The organism is Desulfobulbaceae bacterium DB1 (assembly GCA_001914235.1).
GTDB lineage: Bacteria > Desulfobacterota > Desulfobulbia > Desulfobulbales > SURF-16 > DB1.
This window is the reverse complement of the sequence record MQUF01000020.1, coordinates 1-24,418: the sequence shown is the minus strand read 5'-3', so window position 1 is coordinate 24,418 and position 24,418 is coordinate 1. Positions and strand designations below refer to the sequence as shown.

At 52.4% G+C, this 24,418-nt stretch carries 21 protein-coding genes and 2 pseudogenes; 17 read left to right on the top strand and 6 right to left on the bottom strand.

The genetic code is table 11. From position 1 onward, the window contains the following. The first annotated feature begins 32 nt into the window (after nt 1-32). The 10 genes from BM485_15015 (at nt 33) to BM485_14970 (ending at nt 8,633) form a co-directional block, all read left to right on the top strand. Nucleotides 33-554 (top strand): hypothetical protein, encoded by a 522-nt coding sequence (locus tag BM485_15015; GenBank protein OKY74188.1) that lies wholly within the window; start codon nt 33-35, stop codon nt 552-554. 7 nt (nt 555-561) lie between these two features. Continuing rightward, nucleotides 562-1,512, top strand: coding sequence for a cation-efflux pump (locus tag BM485_15010; GenBank protein ID OKY74120.1), 951 nt, complete (start codon nt 562-564; stop codon nt 1,510-1,512). Beyond that, on the top strand, nt 1,509-1,949 hold the full coding sequence (locus BM485_15005; protein OKY74119.1) for a hypothetical protein: 441 nt from the start codon (nt 1,509-1,511) through the stop codon (nt 1,947-1,949). Before BM485_15010 ends, BM485_15005 begins: the two co-directional genes overlap by 4 nt. A 1-nt stretch (nt 1,950) precedes the next feature. Then, a complete protein-coding gene (locus BM485_15000; GenBank protein OKY74118.1) occupies nt 1,951-2,427 on the top strand; it encodes a hypothetical protein in 477 nt (158 codons plus the stop codon). A 20-nt stretch (nt 2,428-2,447) separates the two neighbouring features. Beyond that, entirely contained in the window at nt 2,448-2,957 is a 510-nt protein-coding gene (locus BM485_14995) for a lipid hydroperoxide peroxidase (GenBank protein ID OKY74117.1), read from the top strand. 96 nt (nt 2,958-3,053) lie between these two features. Then, nucleotides 3,054-3,758, top strand: a complete 705-nt coding sequence (locus tag BM485_14990; protein OKY74116.1) for a short-chain dehydrogenase — start codon at nt 3,054-3,056, stop codon at nt 3,756-3,758. 115 nt (nt 3,759-3,873) lie between these two features. Next, entirely contained in the window at nt 3,874-4,383 is a 510-nt protein-coding gene (locus tag BM485_14985) for a hypothetical protein (protein ID OKY74187.1), read from the top strand. A gap of 260 nt (nt 4,384-4,643) precedes the next feature. Continuing rightward, nucleotides 4,644-5,045, top strand: coding sequence for a hypothetical protein (locus BM485_14980; GenBank protein ID OKY74115.1), 402 nt, complete (start codon nt 4,644-4,646; stop codon nt 5,043-5,045). A 228-nt stretch (nt 5,046-5,273) separates the two neighbouring features. Further along, nucleotides 5,274-6,791, top strand: coding sequence for a hypothetical protein (locus BM485_14975; GenBank protein ID OKY74114.1), 1,518 nt, complete (start codon nt 5,274-5,276; stop codon nt 6,789-6,791). A gap of 210 nt (nt 6,792-7,001) precedes the next feature. After that, on the top strand, nt 7,002-8,633 hold the full coding sequence (locus tag BM485_14970; GenBank protein ID OKY74113.1) for a hydroxylamine reductase: 1,632 nt from the start codon (nt 7,002-7,004) through the stop codon (nt 8,631-8,633). Nucleotides 8,634-8,687: 54 nt separating this feature from the next. On the opposite strand, the gene BM485_14965 is transcribed toward BM485_14970, so the two are convergent. Beyond that, nucleotides 8,688-8,879, bottom strand: a complete 192-nt coding sequence (locus BM485_14965; GenBank protein ID OKY74112.1) for a hypothetical protein — start codon at nt 8,877-8,879, stop codon at nt 8,688-8,690. Here BM485_14965 and BM485_14960 point away from each other — a divergent pair. Then, nucleotides 8,878-11,571 (top strand): hypothetical protein, encoded by a 2,694-nt coding sequence (locus BM485_14960; GenBank protein ID OKY74111.1) that lies wholly within the window; start codon nt 8,878-8,880, stop codon nt 11,569-11,571. The genes BM485_14965 and BM485_14960 overlap by 2 nt on opposite strands. 26 nt (nt 11,572-11,597) lie before the next feature. On the opposite strand, the gene BM485_14955 is transcribed toward BM485_14960, so the two are convergent. Next, complete coding sequence (locus BM485_14955; GenBank protein OKY74110.1) at nt 11,598-11,975, bottom strand: hypothetical protein; 378 nt, start codon at nt 11,973-11,975, stop codon at nt 11,598-11,600. Between the two features lie 267 nt (nt 11,976-12,242). On the opposite strand from BM485_14955, the gene BM485_14950 reads away from it, so the two are divergent. Next, complete coding sequence (locus BM485_14950) at nt 12,243-14,090, top strand: hypothetical protein (GenBank protein OKY74109.1); 1,848 nt, start codon at nt 12,243-12,245, stop codon at nt 14,088-14,090. 69 nt (nt 14,091-14,159) lie between these two features. Here the strand turns inward: BM485_14950 and BM485_14945 are convergent, their stop codons facing one another. Beyond that, a complete protein-coding gene (locus tag BM485_14945) occupies nt 14,160-15,101 on the bottom strand; it encodes a LysR family transcriptional regulator (GenBank protein OKY74186.1) in 942 nt (313 codons plus the stop codon). A gap of 112 nt (nt 15,102-15,213) precedes the next feature. Here BM485_14945 and BM485_14940 point away from each other — a divergent pair, with 112 nt between their 5' ends. The 4 genes from BM485_14940 (at nt 15,214) to BM485_14925 (ending at nt 19,714) form a co-directional block, all read left to right on the top strand. Next, nucleotides 15,214-15,591, top strand: a complete 378-nt coding sequence (locus BM485_14940; GenBank protein ID OKY74108.1) for a hypothetical protein — start codon at nt 15,214-15,216, stop codon at nt 15,589-15,591. 93 nt (nt 15,592-15,684) lie between these two features. After that, a complete protein-coding gene (locus tag BM485_14935; protein OKY74107.1) occupies nt 15,685-16,518 on the top strand; it encodes a c-type cytochrome biogenesis protein CcsB in 834 nt (277 codons plus the stop codon). A 160-nt stretch (nt 16,519-16,678) separates the two neighbouring features. Further along, entirely contained in the window at nt 16,679-16,882 is a 204-nt protein-coding gene (locus tag BM485_14930; protein ID OKY74106.1) for a hypothetical protein, read from the top strand. Nucleotides 16,883-16,993: 111 nt separating this feature from the next. Beyond that, nucleotides 16,994-19,714 (top strand): carbonate dehydratase, encoded by a 2,721-nt coding sequence (locus tag BM485_14925; GenBank protein OKY74105.1) that lies wholly within the window; start codon nt 16,994-16,996, stop codon nt 19,712-19,714. A 6-nt stretch (nt 19,715-19,720) separates the two neighbouring features. Here the strand turns inward: BM485_14925 and BM485_14920 are convergent, their stop codons facing one another. The 3 genes and pseudogenes from BM485_14920 to BM485_14910 form a co-directional block, all read right to left on the bottom strand. Continuing rightward, nucleotides 19,721-22,261 carry a hypothetical protein gene (locus BM485_14920; protein ID OKY74104.1) on the bottom strand — a complete coding sequence of 847 codons (2,541 nt, stop codon included), beginning with the start codon at nt 22,259-22,261 and terminating at the stop codon, nt 19,721-19,723. A gap of 243 nt (nt 22,262-22,504) precedes the next feature. Beyond that, nucleotides 22,505-23,062 carry an NADPH-dependent FMN reductase gene (locus BM485_14915; protein ID OKY74103.1) on the bottom strand — a complete coding sequence of 186 codons (558 nt, stop codon included), beginning with the start codon at nt 23,060-23,062 and terminating at the stop codon, nt 22,505-22,507. Nucleotides 23,063-23,413: 351 nt separating this feature from the next. Then, nucleotides 23,414-23,596, bottom strand: a pseudogene (locus BM485_14910) (hypothetical protein). Nucleotides 23,597-23,600: 4 nt separating this feature from the next. On the opposite strand from BM485_14910, the pseudogene BM485_14905 reads away from it, so the two are divergent. Then, nucleotides 23,601-24,188: pseudogene (locus BM485_14905) on the top strand (transposase). Nucleotides 24,189-24,418 lie beyond the last annotated feature (230 nt).

Sequence of the window (24,418 nt, the reverse complement as noted above, 5' to 3'; positions counted from 1 at the left end):
AATCACTTCCCCTTTCCGCTTATTTTTTTCTGATGATCGGCTTTCTTTCCCCCTTGCCCGCTTTTTCCCAAGGAAACGCGATTCAGCCCGAAGCCATTGTTCGTGCCCACAATCTCTTGAGAAAACAGGTCGGGTCCCCGGAAATGAAATGGTCTGATCAACTGGCGCGACAAGCCGCACGGCATATTAAAACGATGCGGGAAAACGGATGTAAAATGAGCCACAACGGACCGGGCGAAAATCTCTATTGGGCCAGCCCCCTGCAGACCGCGACGGAAAAAAATGCGCTTGGTCAGTGGCGGTGGCATAATTCCGTGCAGAATGTTTCCGAGCAGTATGTGGTTGAGGCGTGGGGGAGTGAAAAAAAGTGGTACTCCGCCGAAACCAACTCCTGCCGGGCTCCGCTGGGTAAAACCTGTGGCCATTACACCCAGATTGTCTGGAAAAACACCACCGAAGTCGGTTGCGCAAAGGCCGTCTGCACCGACAAATCTCAGGTCTGGCTTTGTATTTATTCCCCGACGGGCAACATCATCGGGCAAAGACCGTATTGAACCGGCCATGAGCCAATCAACGTGCCTGACAAAATTCGCGTGGCTTTCCATCGGCGCAGCCCTGTCCACCATCGGCCTGAAAACGTTTGCCTATCTGCTGACCGGCTCGGTCGGTCTCCTCTCCGACTCCCTTGAATCAATCGTCAACCTGATCGGTGCCGTCCTTGCCCTGGTCATGTTGAAAATAGCCGCTCTGCCGGCGGACGACAACCACGCCTACGGACATACCAAGGCTGAATATTTTTCAAGCGGTGTTGAAGGCGGCTTGATAATCATCGCTGCGGGCAGCATAGCACTGGCTGCGGCGCAACGGCTTCTTTATCCGGTCCCCCTGGAAAAAATCGGCCTCGGCCTTGCTGTCTCCTTTGTCGCCTCGCTGATCAATCTGGTGGTCGCCCTCGTTCTGATCAAAGCAGGCAGGAAATTCCATTCCGTCGCACTGGAGTCAAACGCCCATCATCTCCTCACCGATGTCTGGACATCGGTGGGAGTGCTGGCCGGAGTCGGAGCCGTTTCCCTGACCGGCTGGAACCGGCTCGACCCGCTGGTTGCCCTTTTCGTTGCCGCAAACATTGTCCGCACCGGATTTAAAATAATCAAAAACTCCATTCTCGGCTTAATGGATACCGCCCTGCCGCCGGAAGACAGGCAGAGCATCCGGGCTATCCTGGATGATTACCGCGCATCCGGAATCGACTACCATGCCCTGCGCACCCGCCAGGCAGGTTCGCACAAATTTGTTTCTTTTCATGTTCTCACCCCGGCGGAGTGGACCGTGCTGCAAGGACATCAACTGCTGGAGGAAATCGAGGAAAAAATACGTCAGGCCCTGCCGAATGTCACCGTCTTTACCCATCTCGAACCATTGACCGATCCCGCCGCCTGGGATGACATCCACCTGGATCGTTCTTGCTGTCGCGAAAATGATGAAAATCCCGGCAAGAGGGTGAATAAATGACCGCGCCCCTGCTCACTGATAAAGTTTTCATCCCGGCATGTGTTATCTTTGCAGGCATCATCTGTCAGTGGATCGCCTGGAGGGTCAAACTGCCCGCCATTCTTTTCCTCCTTTTCACCGGCATCGCCGCGGGACCGGTGGCCGGATTCCCGGATTCGGACGCGCTTTTCGGCAAAGACATCACCTTTTCCGATCTCGCCGCCAACCTGACAAAAGGATGGAAAATCCATAACACTCCCTTGACGGAACAGTTCACCTATGAGAAACTGATTGAAAAGTACGAATCGCGATTGATCCCGTTATTTGCCGTTCAACCGAACGGCAATCTGGAAATTTTTACCACGGATCACAAAATAAAACCCCGGCCCGGCTGGACGCTGATTGCCATGATGCCAGGCAACGGCGCCACCCCTGAGGAAATGAAGAAGACGATGTGACATGGACATCTTCACCACACACTTCTGGAAGTGCATCGGCACCGCCATCCTTTGCGGTTCCATTGTCGGCTTTGAAAGGCAACTGCGGGGGAAACCGGCGGGTATCAGAACCAGTATCCTGATCTGCCTCGGCACCGCGCTCTTTATTTCCCTCGGCGTGGAGTTTACCAACGACAATTCGGACATGACCCGCGTCCTCGGACAAGTTGTTACCGGAATCGGCTTTCTCGGCGCCGGTGTCATCCTTTCCCGCGAGGGAATTGTCCTCGGCGTCACTTCGGCTGCCGTTGTCTGGGTCCTTGCCGCCACCGGCTCTTTGATCGGTTTTGAAAAATACCCGGAGGCCCTGGTGGTGACGTTCATCACCGTGGCTCTTCTGAGCGGCATCACCTTTCTTGAAACCCGAATGCAAAGCCTGCGGCAAGGGGTGCATGCCCCGTTTGAAAAACAGAAAAAACAAAAAGACCACAAGAAATAACCCAACAAAGGAGGAATAAAATGGCACGCATCACATTACAGGGAAACGAGATCGAGACGATCGGCGCACTGCCTTCTCTCAACAGCAAGGCCCCCTCTTTCACCTTGACCAAGACCGATTTGTCCGATTGTTCCCTCCAGGATTTTACCGGCAAAAAAGTTATCTTGAACATTTTTCCCAGTATCGACACCTCGGTTTGCGCCGCATCCGTCCGTAAATTCAACAAGGATGCCGCTGACGCCAAAGATGCCGTGGTGCTCTGCATTTCAGCCGACCTGCCCTTTGCCCACCAGCGTTTCTGTGAAGTCGAGGGGATTAAAAACGTCATTCCTCTTTCTGTGTTCCGTTCACCTGATTTCGGCAAGGATTACGGGGTATTGATCACCAGCGGCCCGATTCGCGGCCTGCTGGCGCGAGCCATTGTCATCATAGACAAATCAGGCCGGGTCGGTTATTGTCAACAGGTGCCGGAGATTGTCCAGGAGCCTGATTACGACGCGGCCTTGAGCGCCCTGAACACTCTTCCATGACAGCCTGAGACGGTTGCCGCTCCTCGATCATGACGGGCAATGCACCGAAAAATTGCCCGATCCCCGGCGCAGCACAACAGGCTTTTAAGGAGATTCATGAAGAAAAAAAAGGTCCTGATAACCGGCGGCAACAAGGGAATAGGCCTGCACACCGCGCAAAAATTCCTTGAGAAAGATTATCATGTCATCGTGGCGGCGCGGGATTTTACCGGTTTTCCCCTTGCTGATCAGGAAAACATGGAGACAATATCCTTTGATCTCCGGAATATCGACGAAATTCCCCGGTTGATTGCTGAAATCGGCCCCGTCGATATCCTGATAAACAACGCGGGCATCATGCATGCCCTGACCTTTGATCAGTACCCCAGGGACAAGGTGGATGAAATCCTGAAAATAAACATCGAGGCCCCGGTGGCCCTGATCCGGGAAACATCAAAGGCAATGACGGCCAAGGGTGAAGGCAGGATTGTCAACAATGCATCCATTGCCGGTCAGATCGGTCATCCGGATGTCTGGTACGGCATCACCAAGGCCGGGGTCATCAACATGACAAAAAGCTTTGCCAAGATTCTCGGACCACGGGGAATCGTCATCAACGCGGTGGCTGCGGGTCCGGTGGAAACCGCCATGCTTGACATCATCCCGGAACAGCGTAAAAAGGATATCAAGAAACTGGTTTATAGCGGGCGATTTGCCTATCCCTCGGAGGTCGCCGACACCATTTTCTGGCTGGCGACAGACTGCCCGCCATACATCAACGGCACCTGCGTCGATATCAATAACGGTGCTTTCCCTCGTTAAATTTTATTTACAGAACTACCATTTTTCGTCAACGTCCTGAAAGGTGAAAATCCGTATGAAAGTACCCACACAATTCCTTCGTTTGTTCATGCCGGCAATCCTTGCTGCAACCATTATCCTTGCCGGCTGCGGTCAGGACCGGCAGGACACTAAACAGGCACCCGCGGCCATCGCCACCGTCAACCAACCGGCTCCGGATTTCACCTTGAAGGACGTCCAGGGCAAAACATGGAATCTTACGGATCTGCGCGGCAAAGTTGTCTTGGTCAACTTCTGGGCAACATGGTGCCCTCCCTGCCAGGAGGAACTGCCATCCATGGAAGGCCTGCACCAGGGCATGCGGCAGGCGCCTTTTCAGATGCTGACCATACTGAACAACGATCGCGCGGATTTCGCCCAGAACCTTGCCCTGAAAAGAGGCTACACCTTTCCCATTCTCCTTGACCCTGAATCGAAGGTTGCCGCGGCATACGGCATCACCGGCGTACCGGAAACCTTTATCATCGACACGCAGGGCATTCTGCGTGAAAAGCACATCGGGCCCCGGGACTGGAATTCCCAGGGCGCCCGGCAGATGCTGTCAGGTTATCTTCCCCGGCCTGCCGGTTCACAACAGAAGAACTGATCACCGGCCCCGGCCTCATATTTACTCATGGCAGGAAGACGACACCGTTGTTTTGTCGTCGTGCGCCCGTCACCCCAGCGCTTTTCCCCTGGATTTACCGACTCTTCTTCACCGCAATCAAGAAGAGTCTGCAATATCCGGCAATGCAATTCTGCGGCAAAATCCAGCGTCAGGGAACATATCATCTCTTCCATGGTCGTAATAAAAAGGGATCAGCATTAATTTACCGGCTGTTTTGAACCACTCACCAAGGAGAAATCATGAATCAACGTATTCTGATGATAACGGCATGTATCATGGCGGCAGGTTTTGCCACGCAGGCGGAAGCCCGCCCGAAAAGCAGATTCGATGAAACGACCCAAACTTGCAGGATCATAGACTCCGGGCCCCTGGAATGGGACAGCCGCCCTTGGGGTGAAGGAGGTAAAGTCTTCCGGGAGGTCTGCAAAAGCTGCCATACCCGTGACAACGACAAGGGCGCGCCCTTTCTTCACAGTGAGTCGAAATCCTCCAATGGCTGGAATCGGGTTTTCACCAAAAAATATCCCCAGTGCGCCAAAGACGGTGCATGGAATCAGATAAGCGGGGACCAGCTTCTCAAATTAAATGATTACCTCTTCCGTTTTGCCTTAAACAGCGAGGATATGAACGACAGCTGCTGACGGTAATCACCATCCTCCCGGTTCGGGAGAAAGCAATGCAGCAATCTGCAAGACCGTTCTTTCTTTCACAAAAAACGGCCACGCGCCGTGCTGAAAAACCCCGGCTTTCCGGAGGGCGCGCGATTGCCCGCAAAAGCCGGTAAAAGTCCTTGACACCCCCCGCACCCTGAAACTAATCTGAAGTATCCGTTCCTCCATTCTTTTCATCTTTTCAGCAAAAAACCATCAATGCAGGAAACCGTCAATGCCGGCATTCAGCTCCGGATGAACCTTTTTTTCAAACAGCCGATGAAAAACCGGAAAACACTGAAAATAAAATTCATTCTCGCCATCGGCTCTGTCGTCACGCTCTTTGTGGCGGTTGTTTTTTACTGGATGCTGCAACAGACAACCCAAGGGATCATGGCCCAGCTGGATGAACAGTCAAAGGCCTTGTTGCAGCAGATCATCATTACCAGAACCTGGATTGCCGATCATGGAGGACTTTTTGTAGAAAAACGCCCCGGCGTTGAAGCCGGCCCATTCCTGTCCGATAGCGATATAAAAGATACAGCGGGGAAAACCTATCATTTCCGCAACCCGGCCATGGCCACCCGTGAAATTTCGGATTATGCCGCCACCAAGGGATTGTACAAATTTCATCTCACCAGTCTCAAACTGGTAAACCAGGCAAACTCCCCCTCCCCTTTTGAAAGAGACGCCCTGCTCTTTTTCCAGAAACAGGGATACGACAAGGTCAAATCCGGACTGACAGGCGAAGGAGATGAAAACGGGTTCAGGGTCTACCGGCGCATCGTCCCCCTGCAGGTAGAAGAATCCTGCCTCGAATGCCATAGCAATCAGGACTACGTTGTCGGCGACATACGCGGCGCATTAACCGTCACCATCCCGATGTCCCTGGCAATCGAATCCGTCGAACGACACAGATACAACCTGATCGCCGCATGGTTCGGCATTGTCTGCCTGGTTTCCGCCTTGATTTATTTTTTCCTGAACCGCCTGGTGTTAAGACCCGTCAGCCATCTGCACCATGTCGCCCAAAGTCTGATCGCAGGCGAGTACAGCATCAAGGCCGATCTTTCAACAGGTGACGAGTTTGAATCATTAGCCCAGGCCTTCAACGACATGACGGATCGCCTGAAAAAGGGTTACGAGGGAACGATCAAATCACTCGTTGCCGCCATTGACGCACGCGATCCTTATACAAAAGGACACACGGCGCGGGTTGCCCATTACGCGACCGCGATCGCCAGGGAAATGGGTTTCGGGGATGAGTTTGTCGAGGGAATTGCCCTGGGAGCCACCCTGCACGATATCGGCAAAATCGGTATTCCCGATGATATTCTCTGCAAATCCTTGCCGTTGTCGGAAGAGGAAAGCACCCTCATGAAGAACCATACCGAAAAAGGTGCGGCAATTATCAAGGATGCCGATTTTTTATTATGTGCCCTGCCCGCCATTCTCTATCATCATGAAAGACATGACGGCCAGGGCTATCCCCAAGGTCTGCAGGGGGATACGCTCCCCATGATGGCGAAAATCATTTCCGTCGCGGACACATTCGATGCCATGACCACTGACCGCCCTTACCGGAAAGCCCTTTCAGCGAAAAATGCCCTGGAGGAAATAGAAAAAAATTCCGGAAGGCAATTTGATCCCGAGGTCGTGCAGGCTTTCAGGGTGGTCTGTGACAAAAAACTGATCGGTACCGGTTGCGACCCTTTTCATCTGAAAAAAGATGAATGAATTCAGGAAGTTCATTGAGACAACAACGAAAAATCCGATGGTGGTTGCAATGAGTTGAAACAGTTTCTGCAAAAAAAATCGTTTCTTTGACTTAGGTCAAGGTGACACCGCGGCAAACAGGCTACTCTGGGTTCAGAAAAAAGATTGGTATTTTTCTGTCACTCGACAATGAATAAAATGGCAATATCCAACCCAAACAGGAGAAAAATCATGTTCTGTAACCAGTGTGAACAAACGGCCAAGGGAATCGGATGCACCGTCATGGGCGTCTGCGGAAAAAATGAAGGCGTCGCCTCCATCGAGGATCTTCTCACCCATGCGGTGCAGGGTTTATGCCTTATCGCTACCGAAGGGCGCAAGGTGGGCGTAATCGACAACAAGGTGGACCGCTTTGTCTGCGAAGCCATCTTCTCCTGCCTGACCAATGTGGATTTCGATCCGGCCCGTTTTCAGCAATGGATCAATAAAACCGTTGCCCTGCGCGAAGAATTGAAGGCCAAGGTGAAGGCGGCGGGCGGAAAAGTTGATTTCACCATTCCGGCAGTCAATTTCACCCCGGCGGATTCCCTCCCCGGCCTGGAAGCACAGGGCGCGGCCCTTAACTTCCTCCTCAGCCTTGACGCCAACGACGACCTTCGTTCCCTGAAACAGATCACCCTGTTCGGTTTGCGCGGCCTTGCCGCCTACACAGACCATGCCGCAATACTCGGCAAAGAGGACGACACGGTCTACGCCTTTATCCATGAGGCCATGGGCAAACTGACGACACCCATGGGACTTGATGATCTTGTTGCCCTGGCCATGCAGTGCGGCAAGACCAATCTGCGCGCCATGGAGCTGCTCGATGCGGGCAACACCGGCACCTACGGACATCCGGTTCCCACCACTGTTCCGCTTGGCCACATACCCGGCAAGGCCATTCTGGTGACAGGCCATGACCTGAAGGATCTGGCCATGCTGCTTGAGCAGACCAAGGGCAAAGGCATCAACATCTACACCCATGGCGAGATGCTGCCCTGCCACGGCTATCCGGAACTGAAAAAATATGATCACTTTTACGGTCATTACGGTACCGCCTGGCAGAACCAGCAGAAAGAAATGGCCGAATTCCCGGGCGCCATCCTTTTCACCACCAACTGCATTCAGAAGCCCAAAGATTCCTACAAGGCAAACGTCTTTACCACCGGGCTTGTCGGCTGGCCGGATGTCGCCCATGTCGATGATAAAAAGGATTTCACCCCGGTGATTGAGCGGGCCTTGGCCCTGCCTGGTTTCACCGACACGGTTGATAAAGGCACGGTCATGGTCGGCTTTGCCCGCAACACCGTGCTGGGAGTGGCCGATAAAGTTATTGAGGCCGTCAAGTCCAAGGCGATCCGCCACTTCTTTCTGGTCGGCGGCTGTGACGGGGCAAAACCGGGCAGAAACTACTATACCGAACTGGTGGAAAAAATCCCCTCTGACTGCATGGTGCTGACCCTGGCCTGCGGCAAGTTCCGCTTCTTTGATAAAAAACTGGGCGATATCGGCGGTATCCCGCGTCTGCTCGATGTGGGCCAGTGCAATGACGCCTATTCGGCCATTCAGATCGCCGTTGCTTTGGCCGGTGCCTTTGAATGCGGGGTCAACGATCTGCCGCTGTCCCTGATTCTTTCCTGGTACGAGCAAAAGGCGGTGGTTATTCTTCTCACCCTGCTCAGCCTGGGGATCAAGGACATCCGCCTCGGACCCTCGCTGCCTGCATTCATCACCCCCAATGTCCTCAATGTGCTGGTGGAGAATTTTGCCATCAAGCCGATTGCCGCAACCCCGGAGGAAGACCTCAAGGTTATTCTCGGATAAACAGGTTTTACATAATATTGATTCTTCCATACCAATGACGTTGGGATGAAAACCTCAAAAAAGGGCCTTGTTCAGGCCCTTTTTTTTGCTCAACGCCCTGCCCCCGGCCCTTCGCCAAAAGAAGAAGGAAGCGACACGGGAGAAAAGATTGATTTTTCTGCCCCAGGCATAATATCCTTGAGGCAAGCAGAATTTCAGAATGCAATGAGGCAGGAAAAAACCATGCGAGGATAAGCCGAACACCATGCTCCTCCTGACAAAAATATTTATTCTCTTTTCCTTTTTCATTCTTCAAGCAGATTTCCTGTGGGGGATGCAACAAGTCAAAATCGGTGTCTTGGCAAAGCGTGGGTCAATAGATGCCCTGCAAAAATGGTCCGAAACCGCCGATTACCTTACCGCCTCTGTTGATGGATACCAATTCGAAATCGTCCCGCTCGGTTTTCAAGAAATCCATACCGCCGTTAAAGAAGAAAAAATAGATTTTGTCCTGGCAAATTCCGCATTTTACGTGGAGCTTGAAAAGCTCTATGGTGTGAGTCGAATAGCAACCCTGATTAATCGGAACCTGCCGGGTCAGCAGACAACGATCTTTGGAGGGGTTATTTTTTCCCGGGCCGACCGGACCGACATAAAGGAATTGGATGATCTCCGGGGACACGATTTTATGGCTGTTGATCCAAGCTCTTTTGGCGGCTGGATCATGGCCTGGAGAGAATTCAAGAAAAACGGTATTGATCCCCTGGCGGATTTTTCCTCAATGCAATACGGCATGACCCATGATGCAGTCGTCTACGCGGTTCTCAACGGCGACGTTGATGCAGGGACCGTGCGCACCGACACCCTGGAACGGATGTCCGGTGAAGGCAAGATCAATCCAGCCCTGTTGCATGTCCTCCATCCGCGGCAAATCGAAAATTTCCCCTTTGCGCTCAGCACGGAGCTTTATCCCGAGTGGCCTGTCGCTGCCCTAAAAACAACCCCCATCAATCTCTCCCGTTTTGTTGCCTCCGCCTTGATGGCCATGTCCGCCGATCATCCGGCGGCCATGACAAGTCATACAGCGGGTTGGACAATACCTCTCAACTACCAGCCTGTTCATGACTGTCTGCTGGAACTTCGCATCGGGCCATATAAGGATTACGGCAAATTCACCTTCAAGGATGTTTTGCGCCGCTACTGGCGACAAATTACTTTTCTGACTTTGGCGGTAATGGCTGTTTTTGGCGTCGCGGCGTATATTTTTTGCCTGAATCGCAGCCTGCGTCAGAAAAAAGCCGAAGTCGACGAATTAAACAGAACCCTGGAATCGAAGGTCAAGCTGCGAACCGCAGAGATCAACGCATTGCTCGACCAGGAACGATATCTCCGGGAGATCATGCGAACCGTGGCCGACACCAACGAGTTGCTCATTACATCGCAATCCCTGGAAAATCTGCTGAAGGATTCCTGCACACGACTGGCGGAACACGGAAGTTACGGTTTCTGTTTCATCGGCCTGCGTGAAAAGAATGCTCTCCAGGCAATCTATACCGACAAAGACTCTGCATATTCTCTGCGGGAACCACCCTTTGCCATCGATGATCCGGCACAGCCGTTTACTCAAAGCCCCACGGCTCGCTGCATAATGAACAACATCACCGTGCTGCAGGAGTTGCGATCAGAAAGTGATGATGTCACCCCTTGGTCGGAAAAGGCCGGGAAAGATGATTTCCAGGCAATCATCGGCCTGCCCCTGTGCACCAACATTATGAGTGATGCCGTCGGTGCCCTTACCGTCTATACTCGCCGGAAAGAGGGTTTTGAACCTGAAGAAATTTCCATGCTTGAAGAGCTGGCCGGCGATATCGGCTTTGCCATCAACTCCTTCCGGCAGAAAGAGGCTGTTGCGACACTCGAACGTGAGCGCACCGCCAACTATGAGCAAACGATTTTTTCCATGGTCAACATGATCGAGCATCGTGACACCTATACCGCGGGACATACTGCGCGCGTGGCCCGCTACTCCGTCATGATTGCCAGGGAAATGGGGCTGGAAGACAAAGAAATACGCAAACTGCAGAAAGCTGCCGTGCTGCATGACATCGGCAAGATTGCCACCCCGGATTCAATACTTCTCAAGCCCGGCAAACTTTCCGCCATTGAACACGATCTCATTAAAATGCATGCCGTTGCCGGCTATGAAATGCTTTCCAAGATCAGTATGTATGAGGAGCTGGCGACAATTATCCGGCATCATCATGAACGGTATGACGGAAAGGGATATCCGGACCGTCTCAAACATGACGAGATTCCTTTGCTGGCAAGCATCATGACGGTTGCCGACGCCTTTGACGCCATGACGACAAATCGTATCTACAAGGCGAGAAAGGAAATCGATGATGCGATCACGGAGCTGCAGGCCCTGGCCGGCCTCCAGTTTCATCCCGAAGTTGTCAAGGCCGCCGTCAAAACCCTGCAACAGATAAAAATCCCGGCAACCGTTGATCAACTCCCGGCTTCAGACCTGGAGAAAAGACGTTTTTCCTATTTTTTCAACGACAAACTTACCGGCCTCTATAATGAGGATTATTTGCAGATAATATTACAAAACAACCGCGGTACCAATGAGTACAAATGTTTCCACGGCATCCACCTGAAAAATTTGCCGGATTACAACAAACAGCGGAGTTGGGAAGCGGGGAATCAGCTCGTGAAAGCAATTGCGGAAGAACTGCAGATCAATTTTCCGGACACACTTCTTTTCAGGGCTTACGGGAATGATTTTGCCCTGGTAACAAAAGAGCATATCGAACTCGGCAAGGAACGGATTGAGGCATTTACCTCTTTGCGCGATACGGGAATTGCAGTGGAAATAACCCATGTCGATTTAATCAGTCAAGGGTTCTACACCATCAAAAAACTTGAGAAACTTGAAATTTTATCAAATAGGGAATAAGAGCACGCCGGACTCGTCGGTGGTGATTATCCCAGAGCTTCGCCCACCAGTTGCTGGGCGAGGGAAAAATCAAATGGTTTGGCGATAAAGTCAAAAGGGCCGATTGCGGCGGCATCCTTTTCATGTTCCAGAAAATCGTTTTTGTTTCGGTATTTTCCAGTTATGACGATGAACTTGGCGCCCGGATGCAGTTTTTTTAATTGCGGAATGAGATCCACGCCTTTCATGTCAGGGAGAAACAGGTCAACGATACAGAGATTGCAATTTTTTATATCCGCTGCCTTTGCCAGGGCATGTGCCCCGCTGCCGGCGGTGGTGATTGCAACCGAATCATTTTCCAGGGCCGCCACCAGGCTGAAAAGTATTAATTTTTCGTCATCAATAATAAGAATCTTTTTTTTCACGTCAGATAACCGCTTGTAGTATGGTCAGGCTTCATCCTTCCAGCCATCGGCCCTGTCAGGCATTTTCTTATTTCGTCCAGCCGATGCTGGGGCAGGCAATCCGGTCGAATATTTCATCATATCGAATTTCTTACGGATATCATGATTTTTTTTCAAATTTAGCATGCTTGTTGCGTTAAGGAAAGCAAAGATATAAAGTGAGAAATACCATTTGGTGAATTCGTTACCCCCAGAAGCACATCCAGCTCACAAATCTCCGCGGACATCATGGATTTAAAAAATATTGCTAAAAATGCAGCCGAGCACCGTCACGGTCTTTATCTTCTGATCGTCTGGACCATTCTTATTGCGGCGTCCGCGATCTGGAATATCCATGAAAATTATCGCGGCACTTACAGCAAGGCCCTCATCGAGGCGAAAACCATTTTCCAGCACAATCTTGCCTACCGTCGCTGGAACGCCATGAACGACGGCGTCTATGTCAAGGTCAGCGACAAAACCCCACCGAACCCGTTCATTCTTGACGACAACCGGGATTTAACCACAAATGAGGGAGAGCTGCTGACCATTATCAATCCCTTCCAGATGACCCGACAAGCTTATGATCTGCTGCGTATTCAATCGCCGGAACTGGCTGTTTTAAACAGGACGGTCAGCCTGGACCCGGTCAATCCCGAAAATACGCCGGATGAGTGGGAAAGGAAAGCCCTGCTTGATTTTGAAAAGGGAAATGGCGAGGTGAGCGATATCACCACCATTGACGGCGCGCCCTTCATGCGATTGATTTCGCCGTATGTCACCGAGGAAAGATGCCTGAAGTGCCATGAACATCAGGGGTATGAAATCGGCGATATCCGCGGCGGCATGAGTGTCGCCGTGCCGATGCAGCCCTATCTGGATGCCGCCGGATCGGCCAAAAAAATTATCGTCATGACCCATCTGTTTTTGTGGTTGCTGGGCACCCTGGCCATTACCCTCTTTTTTGCCAATTTCAGGAAATACAAAATCACCATCAGGCAAAACGAGGAAAAATTCCGTATCGTTTCCGAATTTGCCTATAATTTTGAATACTGGATCAGCGAAACAAAGGAAATCCGTTTTATCTCCCCTTCCTGTGAACGCATTACCAGTTATTCACGGGAGGATTTCCTCAACAGCTCCCAACTGATGTACGACATGGTACATCCGGACGACAGGGTGTTCCTGAAAAATCATCTTGTCGATTTCAAGGACCCCGCTCACGAAGATATCGAATTCCGCATTCTCACCAAGGACGGCGATGTCCGCTGGCTGGCCCACACGTGCATGCCCATCCATGTGGACGGCAAGTTTCTGGGACGCAGGGGGTGCAACCGGGATATCACGGCGGACAAAAAACTCAAGGAAGAATTACAGCAGGCAAAAAAAGTTGAGGAAATCGGCCGTTTCGCCGGTGGTATCGCGCATGATTTCAATAACGTGCTCACCTCGGTTTTGAGCCTGACTTCTCTTTTAAAAAGCCAGATTGATCCGGACAAGCCCCAACTGCAGAAAATTGTCAACTACATACTGATCGCCACCAAACTGGGCCAGAACCTTACATCCAATCTGCTCATGTTCGGCCGAAAACGCACCAGCAATTTGACCAAACTCAAGCTCAATGAGATCGTCACCAACCTGGAAAGCGTCATCGGTTCCCTTTTGTCCGACACCATCACCTGTTCCATCACCCTGGACGACAACGAGCGTTTTGTCATGATCGACCAGCATCAGATTGAACAGATACTCATCAACCTTTCCATCAATGCCCGCGACGCCATGCCCGCGGGGGGAACTTTGAGAATTTCCACCCGCCGGGAGACGATTGAGAAGGCATATTCATGCCGCCATGGCGACATTCCTCGGGGCGACTACATGGTTCTTTCGGTCACTGATACGGGGCACGGAATTGCCGAGGAAATTCTTGCCAAGATTTTTCAGCCGTTTTTTTCGACAAAGCCGGACAACAAGGGGACAGGCCTCGGCCTGTCGATCATTCATGATATCGTCCAGCAGCACAAGGGCTTTATCGATGTCCAAAGCGTCCTCAAGCAAGGGACGGTTTTCCGTGTTTATTTCCCTGCCCTCAGCGACTGATTTCCTTTTCTCCGGCACTGTCCGGCAAAAAAAAACGTCTCGCCCGCTTGCTTGAAGGTGAGGCGATTTTCATTTGCCGGAATGGGTCATTTTGGCATGTCCGCCGGGATGTTGCAGGAAGATAAGGTTGCTGGCAGCCTTTTGTATAGCCGCCACCGCGGGATGCTTGATGATTCTTTCCACGGAGATTGCATAAAATTGCTCTCTTATGGCCTCGGACCGGCCGATGAGCTTCACGTTATGTTGCTGTCGCACCTCCTCTTCAATGACGGACGGCGCCGCAAAAACACCGTCGCCCGCCTGACCGAACACCTTGAGCAAAGCCTGGTCGTCAAATTCTCCCGCAATCACTGGCCTGATATTCAGCGAATCAAACCATTTGTCCAATGAGCCCCGCAAGGCTGACATGGGAGTGGGCAACAGCATCGGCGCCCCATCCAGCGACCGGGGAAAATCACCTGTCAGTTTTGCCGCAAGTTGCTCTGTTGCAAAAAAGCTTACTGAGCATTCCCCCAGCAGATGACTGTAAGCCTTGACGCTCAACCCCGTTTTAACCGGCATATCGGTCAAAACGATGTCAAGACCGTGAACGGATAACTCGGCAAGGAGCTGCTCTTCCTTGCCTTCATGGCATATTAAGTGAATATGCTCGGCAAGCCTGAGAGCCGGTTCCAACAGCTTTCGGGCAACCAGCTTCGGTACCGCATCAACTATCCCGACGACCAATCGTATGGGTCCCGACACGGGCCTTCCCCGCACAGTATCAACCATTTCCCGGCCAAGAGAAAAAATTTCGTCTGCATAGCGGTAAACAATGCGGCCCATTTCCGTCAGCTCAAGGTTCCGGCCAACCCGGCGAAAAAGTTTGCCGCCCAGCATCTCTTCGAGTTTGCTCAATTGGGCGCTGACGGTGGACGGAGCAAGACTGAGCCGTTCACCGGCCCGGCTGATGCTTTCCTCCCTTGCCACTGCCCAGAAATAGTATAAATGGTGATAGTTAAGCCATTCCATGGTTTCGTTTCGTTTTTTTCGAAAAGAAATAGCAACATTTTCTATTTGTTGCAAGTTGTTTCATGTATTACCTTGTTCATAACGAACAAAAACTTACACCACGGAGCCCATGATGATACTTGAAATGAACAGCACAAAGGCAGGACTGGAGGAAGCCGTCAAACACAAGGCAAATCAATTGCTGCGATTTTCCTTGTCACGTTTTGAAGGAGTCATTACCCGGGTGAAAGTTCATTTTTCCGATACAAATGGTCCCAAAGGCGGCGTGGACAAACGATGCAGAATTTCGGCAAAACTCAGAACGGACGGGCAACTTGTCGCTTCAGGGGAAGGTTGCGACCACATCGAGGCACTCAGCTACTGCGTGGACAAACTCAGCCGTTCAGTCAGGCGAGAAATCGAAAAACGCCGAGGGTTTCCTTTTTACAATAAACGAAACATCCTTGATGCCGTAACAGATAAAAACGAATCAACCATGGTGAAAAGATAAATTCTTTCGCACCCAGGTCATACCTGCCCGCGGCCCACCTCTTTCGGCAGGAGGCGACCTGTCCCCGGTTAACGGAAATAAAACGGTGACATCATGAACAGTTCACTTCTTTTGGGTATTACGACTTTTGCCTACCTGTTGTCGGCGATCATGTATATCGGCTTGCTGATTTTTCGGGCCGGTCGTCTCGGCCCGGCAGCAACCGCCGTTACAGTTGTTTCCTTGCTGCTCAACACGGCCGGCATTGGATACAGGTGGATGGAATCCCACCAGATGGGCATAGGATATGCTCCATTGTCAAACATGTATGAATCGCTGGTTTTTTTCGCCTGGTCAATCGCCCTGTGCTATCTGTGGGTGGAATACAGATACAAAAATCGTTTTCTGGGCGCTTTTGCCATGCCTTTTGCCGCCATTGCAATGGCACTTGCCGAAATGAAAAATTCTCAGATTTCGCCACTTGTCCCGGCCTTGCAAAGCAACTGGCTCATCGCCCATGTCGTCACCTGTTTTATCGGCTATGCGGCCTTTGCACTGGCCTGTGGACTCGGATGTCTTTATTTGTTGAAAAGCAGAAAAACCGCTCAAGCGTCGGAGGGAAGCAGGCTTGCCCAGTTGCCTTCCTTACAAGTTATTGACGATGTCATACACAAAACCTTGATTTTCGGTTTTCTGTGGTTGAGCGCGGGCATAATAACCGGCGCAGTCTGGGCCAACTCGGCCTGGGGAACCTATTGGAGCTGGGATCCAAAGGAAACCTGGTCCCTGATTACCTGGTTTATTTATGCCGCCGCCCTTCATGCCCGTTTTACCCGGGGCTGGGGAGGTACTCGTATCGCCTGGTTTTCCATCGTGGGCTTTACTTCCGTGATGTTCACCTATTACGGAGTCAATTTCCTGCTTTCCGGCCTGCACAGTTACGGATGACGGCCTCAGGGATAATCAGGCATCGTCAATCCGCTGAACCGGCAACCACGTAAAATGATAAACTTCGCGATTTCGGACTGCCAAGCATACGTCTCCTTGGGTGACCGCTCATCGCATCGTAAATGCTTTCAATCAAAATCAAATCAAAAGGAGAAAGCCGATGAAAAAACCAAGCCAATCCGCAACGAACCTCAAAGAACTTATCAATCATGCAATTTTCGATCTGGAAGTGACCCAGGCCGAATACCAGGAAATTATAAATCTGGCGCAAGATGACGGCATTATCGACAAAGAAGAGCAAGCGCTTCTTACGCAATTCCAGGAAATGCTCAGTAACGGAACTATTAAAAGAGTGCAAAGTTGAAGCAGAAAATGTTTTAATATGAAGACGTTTAAATACGGGGCCTGTTCGGTCCCGTATTTTATTGATGCAAGACAAGAAAACATCACCTGTTTTTTCTAACGGAATAAATTCATGAACTCAATAATCGACAAACAATGGCACCACCTTCCGACAAAGGAGATCCTTGATCGTCTGAGCAGCAATGCCGAAAAAGGGCTCGAACAATCCGAGGTTGAACAACTCCGGGAAAAATTCGGCCCCAATGCCTTAACCGCCAAAAAAGGGAAAGGGCCGCTCAAGCGTTTTCTGCTCCAGTTTCACCAACCGCTCATATATATCCTGATTGTCTCGGGAATTATTACAGCTCTCCTGCGGGAATGGGTGGACTCGGGCGTCATTTTCGGGGTCGTGCTGGTTAATGCGATTATCGGCTATATCCAGGAGGCAAAGGCGGTCAATGCCCTGGCCGCCTTGGCCCGGACCATGACAACCGTGGCCACGGTTGTGCGTCAGGGTGAAAAAAAACAGATTCCGGCAACGGAACTGGTGCCGGGCGATATTGTTTTGCTGGCCAGCGGCGACAAGGTTCCGGCGGATATGCGGCTTCTCTCGATTCGTGATCTGCGGATCGATGAGTCCGCCCTGACCGGCGAGTCACTGCCGGTAGAAAAAAAAGCGGGCGAGCTGAAGCATGACACGCTGCTGGCTGATCGGCTGAATATGGCCTATGCCTCCTCCCTTGTGACCTTCGGACAGGGGAAAGGGATTGTCACGGCAATCGGAAATCATACCGAGGTGGGCCGCATCTCGGAACTTATCGCCGCGGCCGACGAACTTGCAACCCCGCTCACCCGCAAGATTGCCCATTTCAGCCACATCCTGCTGTACGCCATTCTTGGCCTGGCCGGAATAACCGTTGCCGTGGGGCTCCTTCGGGGCCAGTCCCTTTTCGACATGTTCATGGCAGCGGTTGCCCTTGCGGTCGGCGCCATTCCGGAAGGTCTGCCGGCGGCGGTCACCATAACACTTGCCATCGGTGTGTCGCGCATGGCCAAACAAAAAGCCATCATCCGCAAACTGCCGGCGGTGGAAACCCTGGGCTCCACCACGGTGATCTGTTCCGACAAGACCGGAACCCTGACGGAAAACCAAATGACCGTCCAGAAAATAATTGCGGGCGGGGTGGAATACGAGGTGAGCGGAGCCGGTTATAATCCTTTTAACGGCGAGATTCTTCAAAACGGCAACAATTTTGATCCCGGCAACGCTCCCGTCCTTGTCGAATGCCTGCGTGCCGGAATCCTTTGCAACGACAGTCTGCTTTTGCAGAAGGACAAGGAATGGCTGGTGCAGGGCGACCCCACAGAAGGAGCGCTGTTTGTTCCCGCCATCAAGGGCGGCATGAACCTTGACGAAGAAAAAAAACGTTTTCCCCGTCTCGATGTCTTGCCCTTTGAATCGGAACATCAATACATGGCGACGCTGCATGAAAGCAAAGACGACGACAAACAACTGATCTTTATCAAAGGCGCGGTGGAGGCCGTTCTGGGTCGATGCGGCTCCCAGCTTGACGCCGGCGGTTCAGTCTCTGATCTGGATGCGGAGAAAATCATTCAGCAGGTTGAACGCATGGCGAAAATGGGCCTCAGGGTGCTTGCCTTTGCAGAAAAAAAACGACCTGTCGCAGCCGACGGCATCACCCATGACGATATTCGATCCGACCTGGTTTTCATCGGACTCGCGGCCATGATCGATCCGCCGCGGGCCGAGGCCATACGAGCGGTTAAAGTCTGCCAGAATGCCGGTATCAGCGTGAAGATGATCACCGGTGATCATGCCGTCACCGCCGGCGCCATTGCCATGCAGATCGGTTTAAACGGCACGACCACGGAAAAAGGCGACGGCCCGCTGGTTCTTACCGGCAGCGATCTGGCCGCTCTTTCCGATCGACAGCTGATTGAGCAGGTGGAAAAAACGTCGGTGTTTGCCCGGGTGGCGCCGGAGCAGAAACTGCGTCTGGTAAAGGCGTTGCAGTCCCGGGGCCACGTGGTGGCCATGACCGGCGACGGCGTTAATGATGCTCCGGCCTTGAAACAGGCGGACATAGGCGTGGCCATGGGGATAACCGGCACCGAGGTGTCGAAGGAGGCCGCCGACATGGTGCTGACCGACGACAATTTCAGTTCCATTGAGGCCGCGGTTGAAGAAGGACGCGGCGTCTTCGACAACCTGACCAAATTCATCGTCTGGACCCTGCCCACCAATCTCGGCGAAGGACTGGTTATCATGGCCGCTATTTTTCTTGGCGTTACCCTGCCGATTCTGCCTGTGCAGATTCTCTGGATCAACATGACCACTGCCGGGTTCCTCGGTCTGATGCTGGCCTTTGAACCCAAGGAGCCGGGCATCATGACCCGGATGCCCCGCAACCCGAAGACCCCGATCCTGACGGGAAATCTCATCGGCCGTATTCTTTTGGTCGGCGGTCTGCTGCTGGTTTTCTCTTTTGCCCTTTTTCAATGGGAGCTGGCGGACGGAGCGGATATTGCCCAGGCGCGCACGGTGGCGGTGAATGCCTTTGTGGTTATGGAACTTTTTTATCTGTTCAACTGCCGTTCCCTGACCAAGTCAATTTTCCAGCTTGGCTTTTTTTCCAACATGTGGGTATTCGTCGGCGTTGCGACCATGCTGCTGGTGCAGATTATTTACACCTATTTGCCGGTGATGAACAGATTGTTCCAGGGTGCTCCCATTTCGCTTGAATCCTGGGGAAGAATCGTTGCGGCAGGCATCATCACCTACCTCATAATAGAAGCGGAAAAATGGTTATGGAGCAGAAAAGGAGACCAATAGAAGCTTCTAACTGTCGACGTAGAGGGGCTGGATGACCTCGCGCAGTTTGCTCAGGGTGAAGGGTTTCTGGATATACCCGGACAGGGACCGCCCGGCGAAGCGACCGATGATCTCGCGCTCACTGTAACCGCTGGTAATGATGACCCGCACCGAAGGATCGAGCCGGCGCAACTCGCGGAAGCACTGCTCACCGTTCATGCGCGGCATGGACAGATCGAGCAGGACAAAGGCCGGGTCGGGATTTTCCTTAAATACCGACAGCGCCTCCTCCCCGTCGTTTGCCGTGATGACCGTGAAGCCCATGCGTTCGAGCATCCAACTCGCGATATCCCTGACATCCTTTTCGTCGTCCACCAGCAGGACGGTTTTATTCCCCGGAAAATCCAGCTCCTGGGCTCCGGGCTCGCTTTCCAACATTTTCGGCTCCTCGTCGACCGGCAAAAGAATCCTGAAAACACTCCCCTTGCCGGGTTCACTGTGAACCTCGATGAGCCCTTGGTGGCCGCGAACTATCCCTTGCACCTCGGAAAGCCCCAGCCCTCTTCCGATGAACTTGGTGGTAAAGAATGGATCGAAGATCTTTGTTTCCATCTCGCGGTCCATGCCGCAACCGCTATCAGCCACCTCGATGAAGGAGTACCCGGCCTCGTCAATGGCGTCGTTCAGCGGGACATCCGTGCGAGAATTCCGGCCAAGGGTTTTCCAGCCGGTGCCGACGGTGATGGTGCCGTCATCGCCGCTGGCTTCCGAGGCATTCATGACGAGGTTCATCAAAGCCTGACGAATCTGCACCTTGTCAGCCTTGACCGGAGGCAACTGGGGAGCGAGACGGAACACCAGATTGACATTCTTGGCGACGGCGGCTCGCATGAGCTGTTCCGATTCAACAATGAGTTTGTTGCAATCGACTGATTCGGCAAGGAAGCAATCCTTGCCGGTGTAGGTCAGCATCTGCTGGGAGATCTCCGCAGCGCGGCGCGAAGACTCCCCGATATGTCGGAGGTGAGCCTGTACCGGCGATTCAGGAGGAAGCTCATACCGGGCCAATTCGGCATTGCCCATGATCACCATGAGCAGGTTGTTGAAATCGTGGGCGATGCCGCCGGCCATAACCCCCAGGCTTTCGAGTTTTTGGCTGAGCATCATCTTCCGTTCAAACTCCAGGCGCTCCGCCTCTGCCTGTTTGCGGCCGGTCAGGTCCGTGAACATGGCAAAGGATCCCTGAAAAACGCCCTCACCGTCAAAAATAGGCGTTGCCGAGGTGAGCAGCCAGATAAACGAGCCATCCTTACGCCGATAGCGGTACTCATACTGATCGCCCTCGCCCCTGCGACGGTCGGCCATTTTTGCGGAAAAGTCCTGACGGTCGTCATCGTGCAGCAAGCGCGGGACCGGCATGCCGATAAGCTCATCCGCTTCGTAACCCATCAGTTTATTAATGCGCTGATTCACATAACTGATGCAATAGTTTCGATCCGTGATAACGATTCCCTCAAGTGCGGTGGCCAGTATCCGCCGGTACCTCTCCTCGCTTTCCTGGATGGCCAGTTCCGCCAGTTTATACTTGGTGGTTTCACGCAGGGAGAAGACAAGCCCCTGAACGACGCCGGCCGCGTCCTTGATCGGAGAAAGGCTCCAATCCCAGTAAGTGACGCCGCGCTCCGGCTTATCGGGGAACTCAAAGGGTTTGTCCTTGAAGAAGACCGGGAATCCGGTGTCACGCACCTGGCGGAAGATGGCCTCGGTTTCTTCATTTGGGTAGCAGGAGAAGTGGTTCTTGCCGATCATCTCCGCCGGCGTCATCCGGCAGGTGTCGGCATAGGCCTTGTTGACCGCCACGAAGTTGAACCGCGGGTCCAGATAGACGAGCATCACATCCGTCGCGTCCAAGATGTCCGCCATCAATCGGCGCTCGTCCTCCACGGCCTGCTGCGCCTTCTTGAGTTCGGTGATGTCGAAACCCAGGCCGCCCACGCACCTTTTTCCCGATGCATCCAGAAAAGGGAATTTGCTGTTTTTCCACCAGGAAACGCGGCCGTCCGGTTCGAATGCCGTCTCGATGACTTCAAGCCGTTGCCCGCTTTCAAGCACGAGGAGGTCATTGCGACGGAACTCCTCGGCCACCGCCGGCGGCCAGAGTTCAGAATCGGTTTTCCCCTTCCAGTCCTCGAATCGGACCTGGAAACGCTGCTTCAATGGGTCGCTTATAAACAAATATCTGCCATCCACATCCTTCAGCCAGGAGATGATGCCGCTGCTTGCCAGGTAGGAATGAAGAAGTTCGTCGGTCTCCCGTCGGGCGGCCTCGGCCCGTTTGGTTCGTTGTCGGCACCAGATGAGAACGGCAATAAGCACGGTCTGGCCAACCAGAAAAAAAGCCGCAACCAGGAAATATACCCAATACTGATCCAGGTAAATCTGCTGCGGATCGGCATCGGCGGCCGCCATCACGGCGGGATGCAGGAGAAAAAAGAAGACAAAGAGGGGAAGGGCCGACAGAAATCTCCGCATCCGGAAAAGGAAGGAAAATGCGGAATGGGGAATCATTTGCATGAGGGATAGCATCGCGGCACCTTCCTCCTGTTACCCTTCACTTCCGGATCAGACCCTACGACGAAGGAGGAATGCGGATTTGATCGGTATCGACGCCGGTCGGGGATGCGCACCCTCCTTTAATCAGATTAGCACAAGAAGCATTTTCCCCAAAAGAAATAATGGCAATGATTCAAATGTTTGCGGCAAGAGGCGCACAGATAGCCGCCACCGTGTCCCGCTGAACAGCCTTGCACTTTACGGCCTCGAAGATTGCTTTTTTACCCATGCCACATACTGATTCATCCACTTCTGGAAAAATGGTTTACTGTCTTCACCGATGTTCCCCTGCTCGTCGAACAGACCGTCTTTCACTTGGCAAAACGCTTCGGGCTGCCCAAGAGTCGGCACATCAAGATACGAGAGAATGTTGCGCAAATGTTGTTGTGCCAGGGCTGTTCCAAGGGCACCGATCGACACCCCCAAAATTCCGGCAGGCTTCCCGGCCCAGGCATTTTGTCCATAGGGACGCGATGCATGGTCCAGGGCATTCTTCAACACCCCAGGTATCGAGCGGTTGTATTCAGGGGTAACGAACAAAAGACCTTGCGCCGTCATGATTTCATCCTTCAACCGCTTCACGGGCTCCCCCGGATTCGCGTCGTCATCCTGGTTGTAAAGCGGCAAGTCATCGATCCGTACCTGTTGAAACATGAATTCCGACGGTGCCAGTTTAACAACGGCATCTGCCATTTGACGATTGAATGAATCCTTACGCAGACTCCCGACAATAACGGCAATTTTATAATGGCCCATGATTATCTCCTTGAGTTAAATTTGGTTTTCACTTGGGTCGCTTGTCAATAATGGACACTAAACCTTCCAGGTTGCAGCGGGAGCTGATGCAACTCCCGGGAGGTGACTTTGAGATGATTATCAAATCTGCCTTTGGGGAAAAAGACGCATTTCCTCCTCGGTGGCCGATGCGCGGACAATGCCGGCCATAATATCTGGGCTGATATCGACGCCCCGCCACTGTACAAAAAGTTGCAGGGATTTTTCGGTCCATTCTGCATGGTTGGTCTTCTCCATGCTTCTCTCCCTCATTTTATTGTTAATATGCAGAAATAAACAGATTTTTTTTCTCCTGCGAAAATGCTTTTCTCATTACTTTCCATCAAGGCTCAACAGAAAACGCCATGCAGGGACACCATTGATTTTCCCGGCACCAACCTGGATCTGCTCCTCCTCTGAGCGGGTAACGATTGTCCCGGTTGCAAGCTTCAGTTCGGCCATGGCATCACTCAACCCTGTAATCTCCCGTTTGCTGGTTTGTGGGTCGGCCATTGATCCCGCCTGGCTGGCCCGTGGGCTGCAAGAAGGAGAAGTGAGCGAACCACGACGCGGCAAACGGGTTGCCGTATTCAGTTTCAACCAGCTTCAGGAGCACGAGGGCAAGGAGTTCAGTACCCGCCTGATCGTCCGCGTGATTGAACGTACCATTGACAAACGCGGCCAGTTGCTGCTGGTGCCGGATATAGAACTTGAGGGCTGGTGGACATCCCTTTACCTGCCGGAAAAAGAGATCATCAAGCTCTACCGGGACCACGGCACAAGCGAGCAGTTTCACAGCGAATTTAAAACCGACATGGATCTTGAGCGGTTGCCTTCGGGAAAATTTGCGACCAATTCCTTGATCATGTCCTTGGCCGGCTTGGCTTATAACATCTTGCGGTTTATCGGCCAGCTTGGCCTTCTCGGTGATCGCTCACCAGTGCGCCACTCGGCAAAGCGCAGGAGAATTCGTACCGTTATTCAGGAACTCATGTACCGTGCAGCCAGACTGATTGAGACCGGCAGGAAACTGAAGCTGCGGTTCAGCCGCCACTGTTGCGCATTTGACTCGTTTCAGGCCGTTTATAACCGGCTTGCCTTTGGCTAATGCAAGAACAGAAGAGAAATTTGCCGGAAAGTGGCTGAACAGCAGGCCCTGCCGGGAAAATACGCCTAAAAACAGGCAAATATAGCAATTTTTCAAAGAACAACGGGGACGATGTCCCAATTTACCAGCAATATGCTGGCAATATATAAATTTCTGGCGGTCGCGGTGTTGAAATTTTTTCGCGCCCCACAATTTTTAGGGAGAATCCGGGATACCTCACGGATTCAGGT

Excerpts from the sequence above, each read along its gene's own strand:
- BM485_15015 (OKY74188.1), top strand. The coding sequence starts at position 33 with ATGATCGGCTTTCTTTCCCCCTTGCCCGCTTTTTCCCAAGGAAACGCG.
- BM485_15010 (OKY74120.1), top strand. The coding sequence starts at position 562 with ATGAGCCAATCAACGTGCCTGACAAAATTCGCGTGGCTTTCCATCGGC.
- BM485_15005 (OKY74119.1), top strand. The coding sequence starts at position 1,509 with ATGACCGCGCCCCTGCTCACTGATAAAGTTTTCATCCCGGCATGTGTT.
- BM485_15000 (OKY74118.1), top strand. The coding sequence starts at position 1,951 with ATGGACATCTTCACCACACACTTCTGGAAGTGCATCGGCACCGCCATC.
- BM485_14995 (OKY74117.1), top strand. The coding sequence starts at position 2,448 with ATGGCACGCATCACATTACAGGGAAACGAGATCGAGACGATCGGCGCA.
- BM485_14990 (OKY74116.1), top strand. The coding sequence starts at position 3,054 with ATGAAGAAAAAAAAGGTCCTGATAACCGGCGGCAACAAGGGAATAGGC.
- BM485_14980 (OKY74115.1), top strand. The coding sequence starts at position 4,644 with ATGAATCAACGTATTCTGATGATAACGGCATGTATCATGGCGGCAGGT.
- BM485_14975 (OKY74114.1), top strand. The coding sequence starts at position 5,274 with ATGCAGGAAACCGTCAATGCCGGCATTCAGCTCCGGATGAACCTTTTT.
- BM485_14970 (OKY74113.1), top strand. The coding sequence starts at position 7,002 with ATGTTCTGTAACCAGTGTGAACAAACGGCCAAGGGAATCGGATGCACC.
- BM485_14960 (OKY74111.1), top strand. The coding sequence starts at position 8,878 with ATGCTCCTCCTGACAAAAATATTTATTCTCTTTTCCTTTTTCATTCTT.
- BM485_14965 (OKY74112.1), bottom strand. The coding sequence starts at position 8,879 with ATGGTGTTCGGCTTATCCTCGCATGGTTTTTTCCTGCCTCATTGCATT.
- BM485_14950 (OKY74109.1), top strand. The coding sequence starts at position 12,243 with ATGGATTTAAAAAATATTGCTAAAAATGCAGCCGAGCACCGTCACGGT.
- BM485_14945 (OKY74186.1), bottom strand. The coding sequence starts at position 15,101 with ATGGAATGGCTTAACTATCACCATTTATACTATTTCTGGGCAGTGGCA.
- BM485_14940 (OKY74108.1), top strand. The coding sequence starts at position 15,214 with ATGATACTTGAAATGAACAGCACAAAGGCAGGACTGGAGGAAGCCGTC.
- BM485_14935 (OKY74107.1), top strand. The coding sequence starts at position 15,685 with ATGAACAGTTCACTTCTTTTGGGTATTACGACTTTTGCCTACCTGTTG.
- BM485_14930 (OKY74106.1), top strand. The coding sequence starts at position 16,679 with ATGAAAAAACCAAGCCAATCCGCAACGAACCTCAAAGAACTTATCAAT.
- BM485_14925 (OKY74105.1), top strand. The coding sequence starts at position 16,994 with ATGAACTCAATAATCGACAAACAATGGCACCACCTTCCGACAAAGGAG.
- BM485_14920 (OKY74104.1), bottom strand. The coding sequence starts at position 22,261 with ATGATTCCCCATTCCGCATTTTCCTTCCTTTTCCGGATGCGGAGATTT.
- BM485_14915 (OKY74103.1), bottom strand. The coding sequence starts at position 23,062 with ATGGGCCATTATAAAATTGCCGTTATTGTCGGGAGTCTGCGTAAGGAT.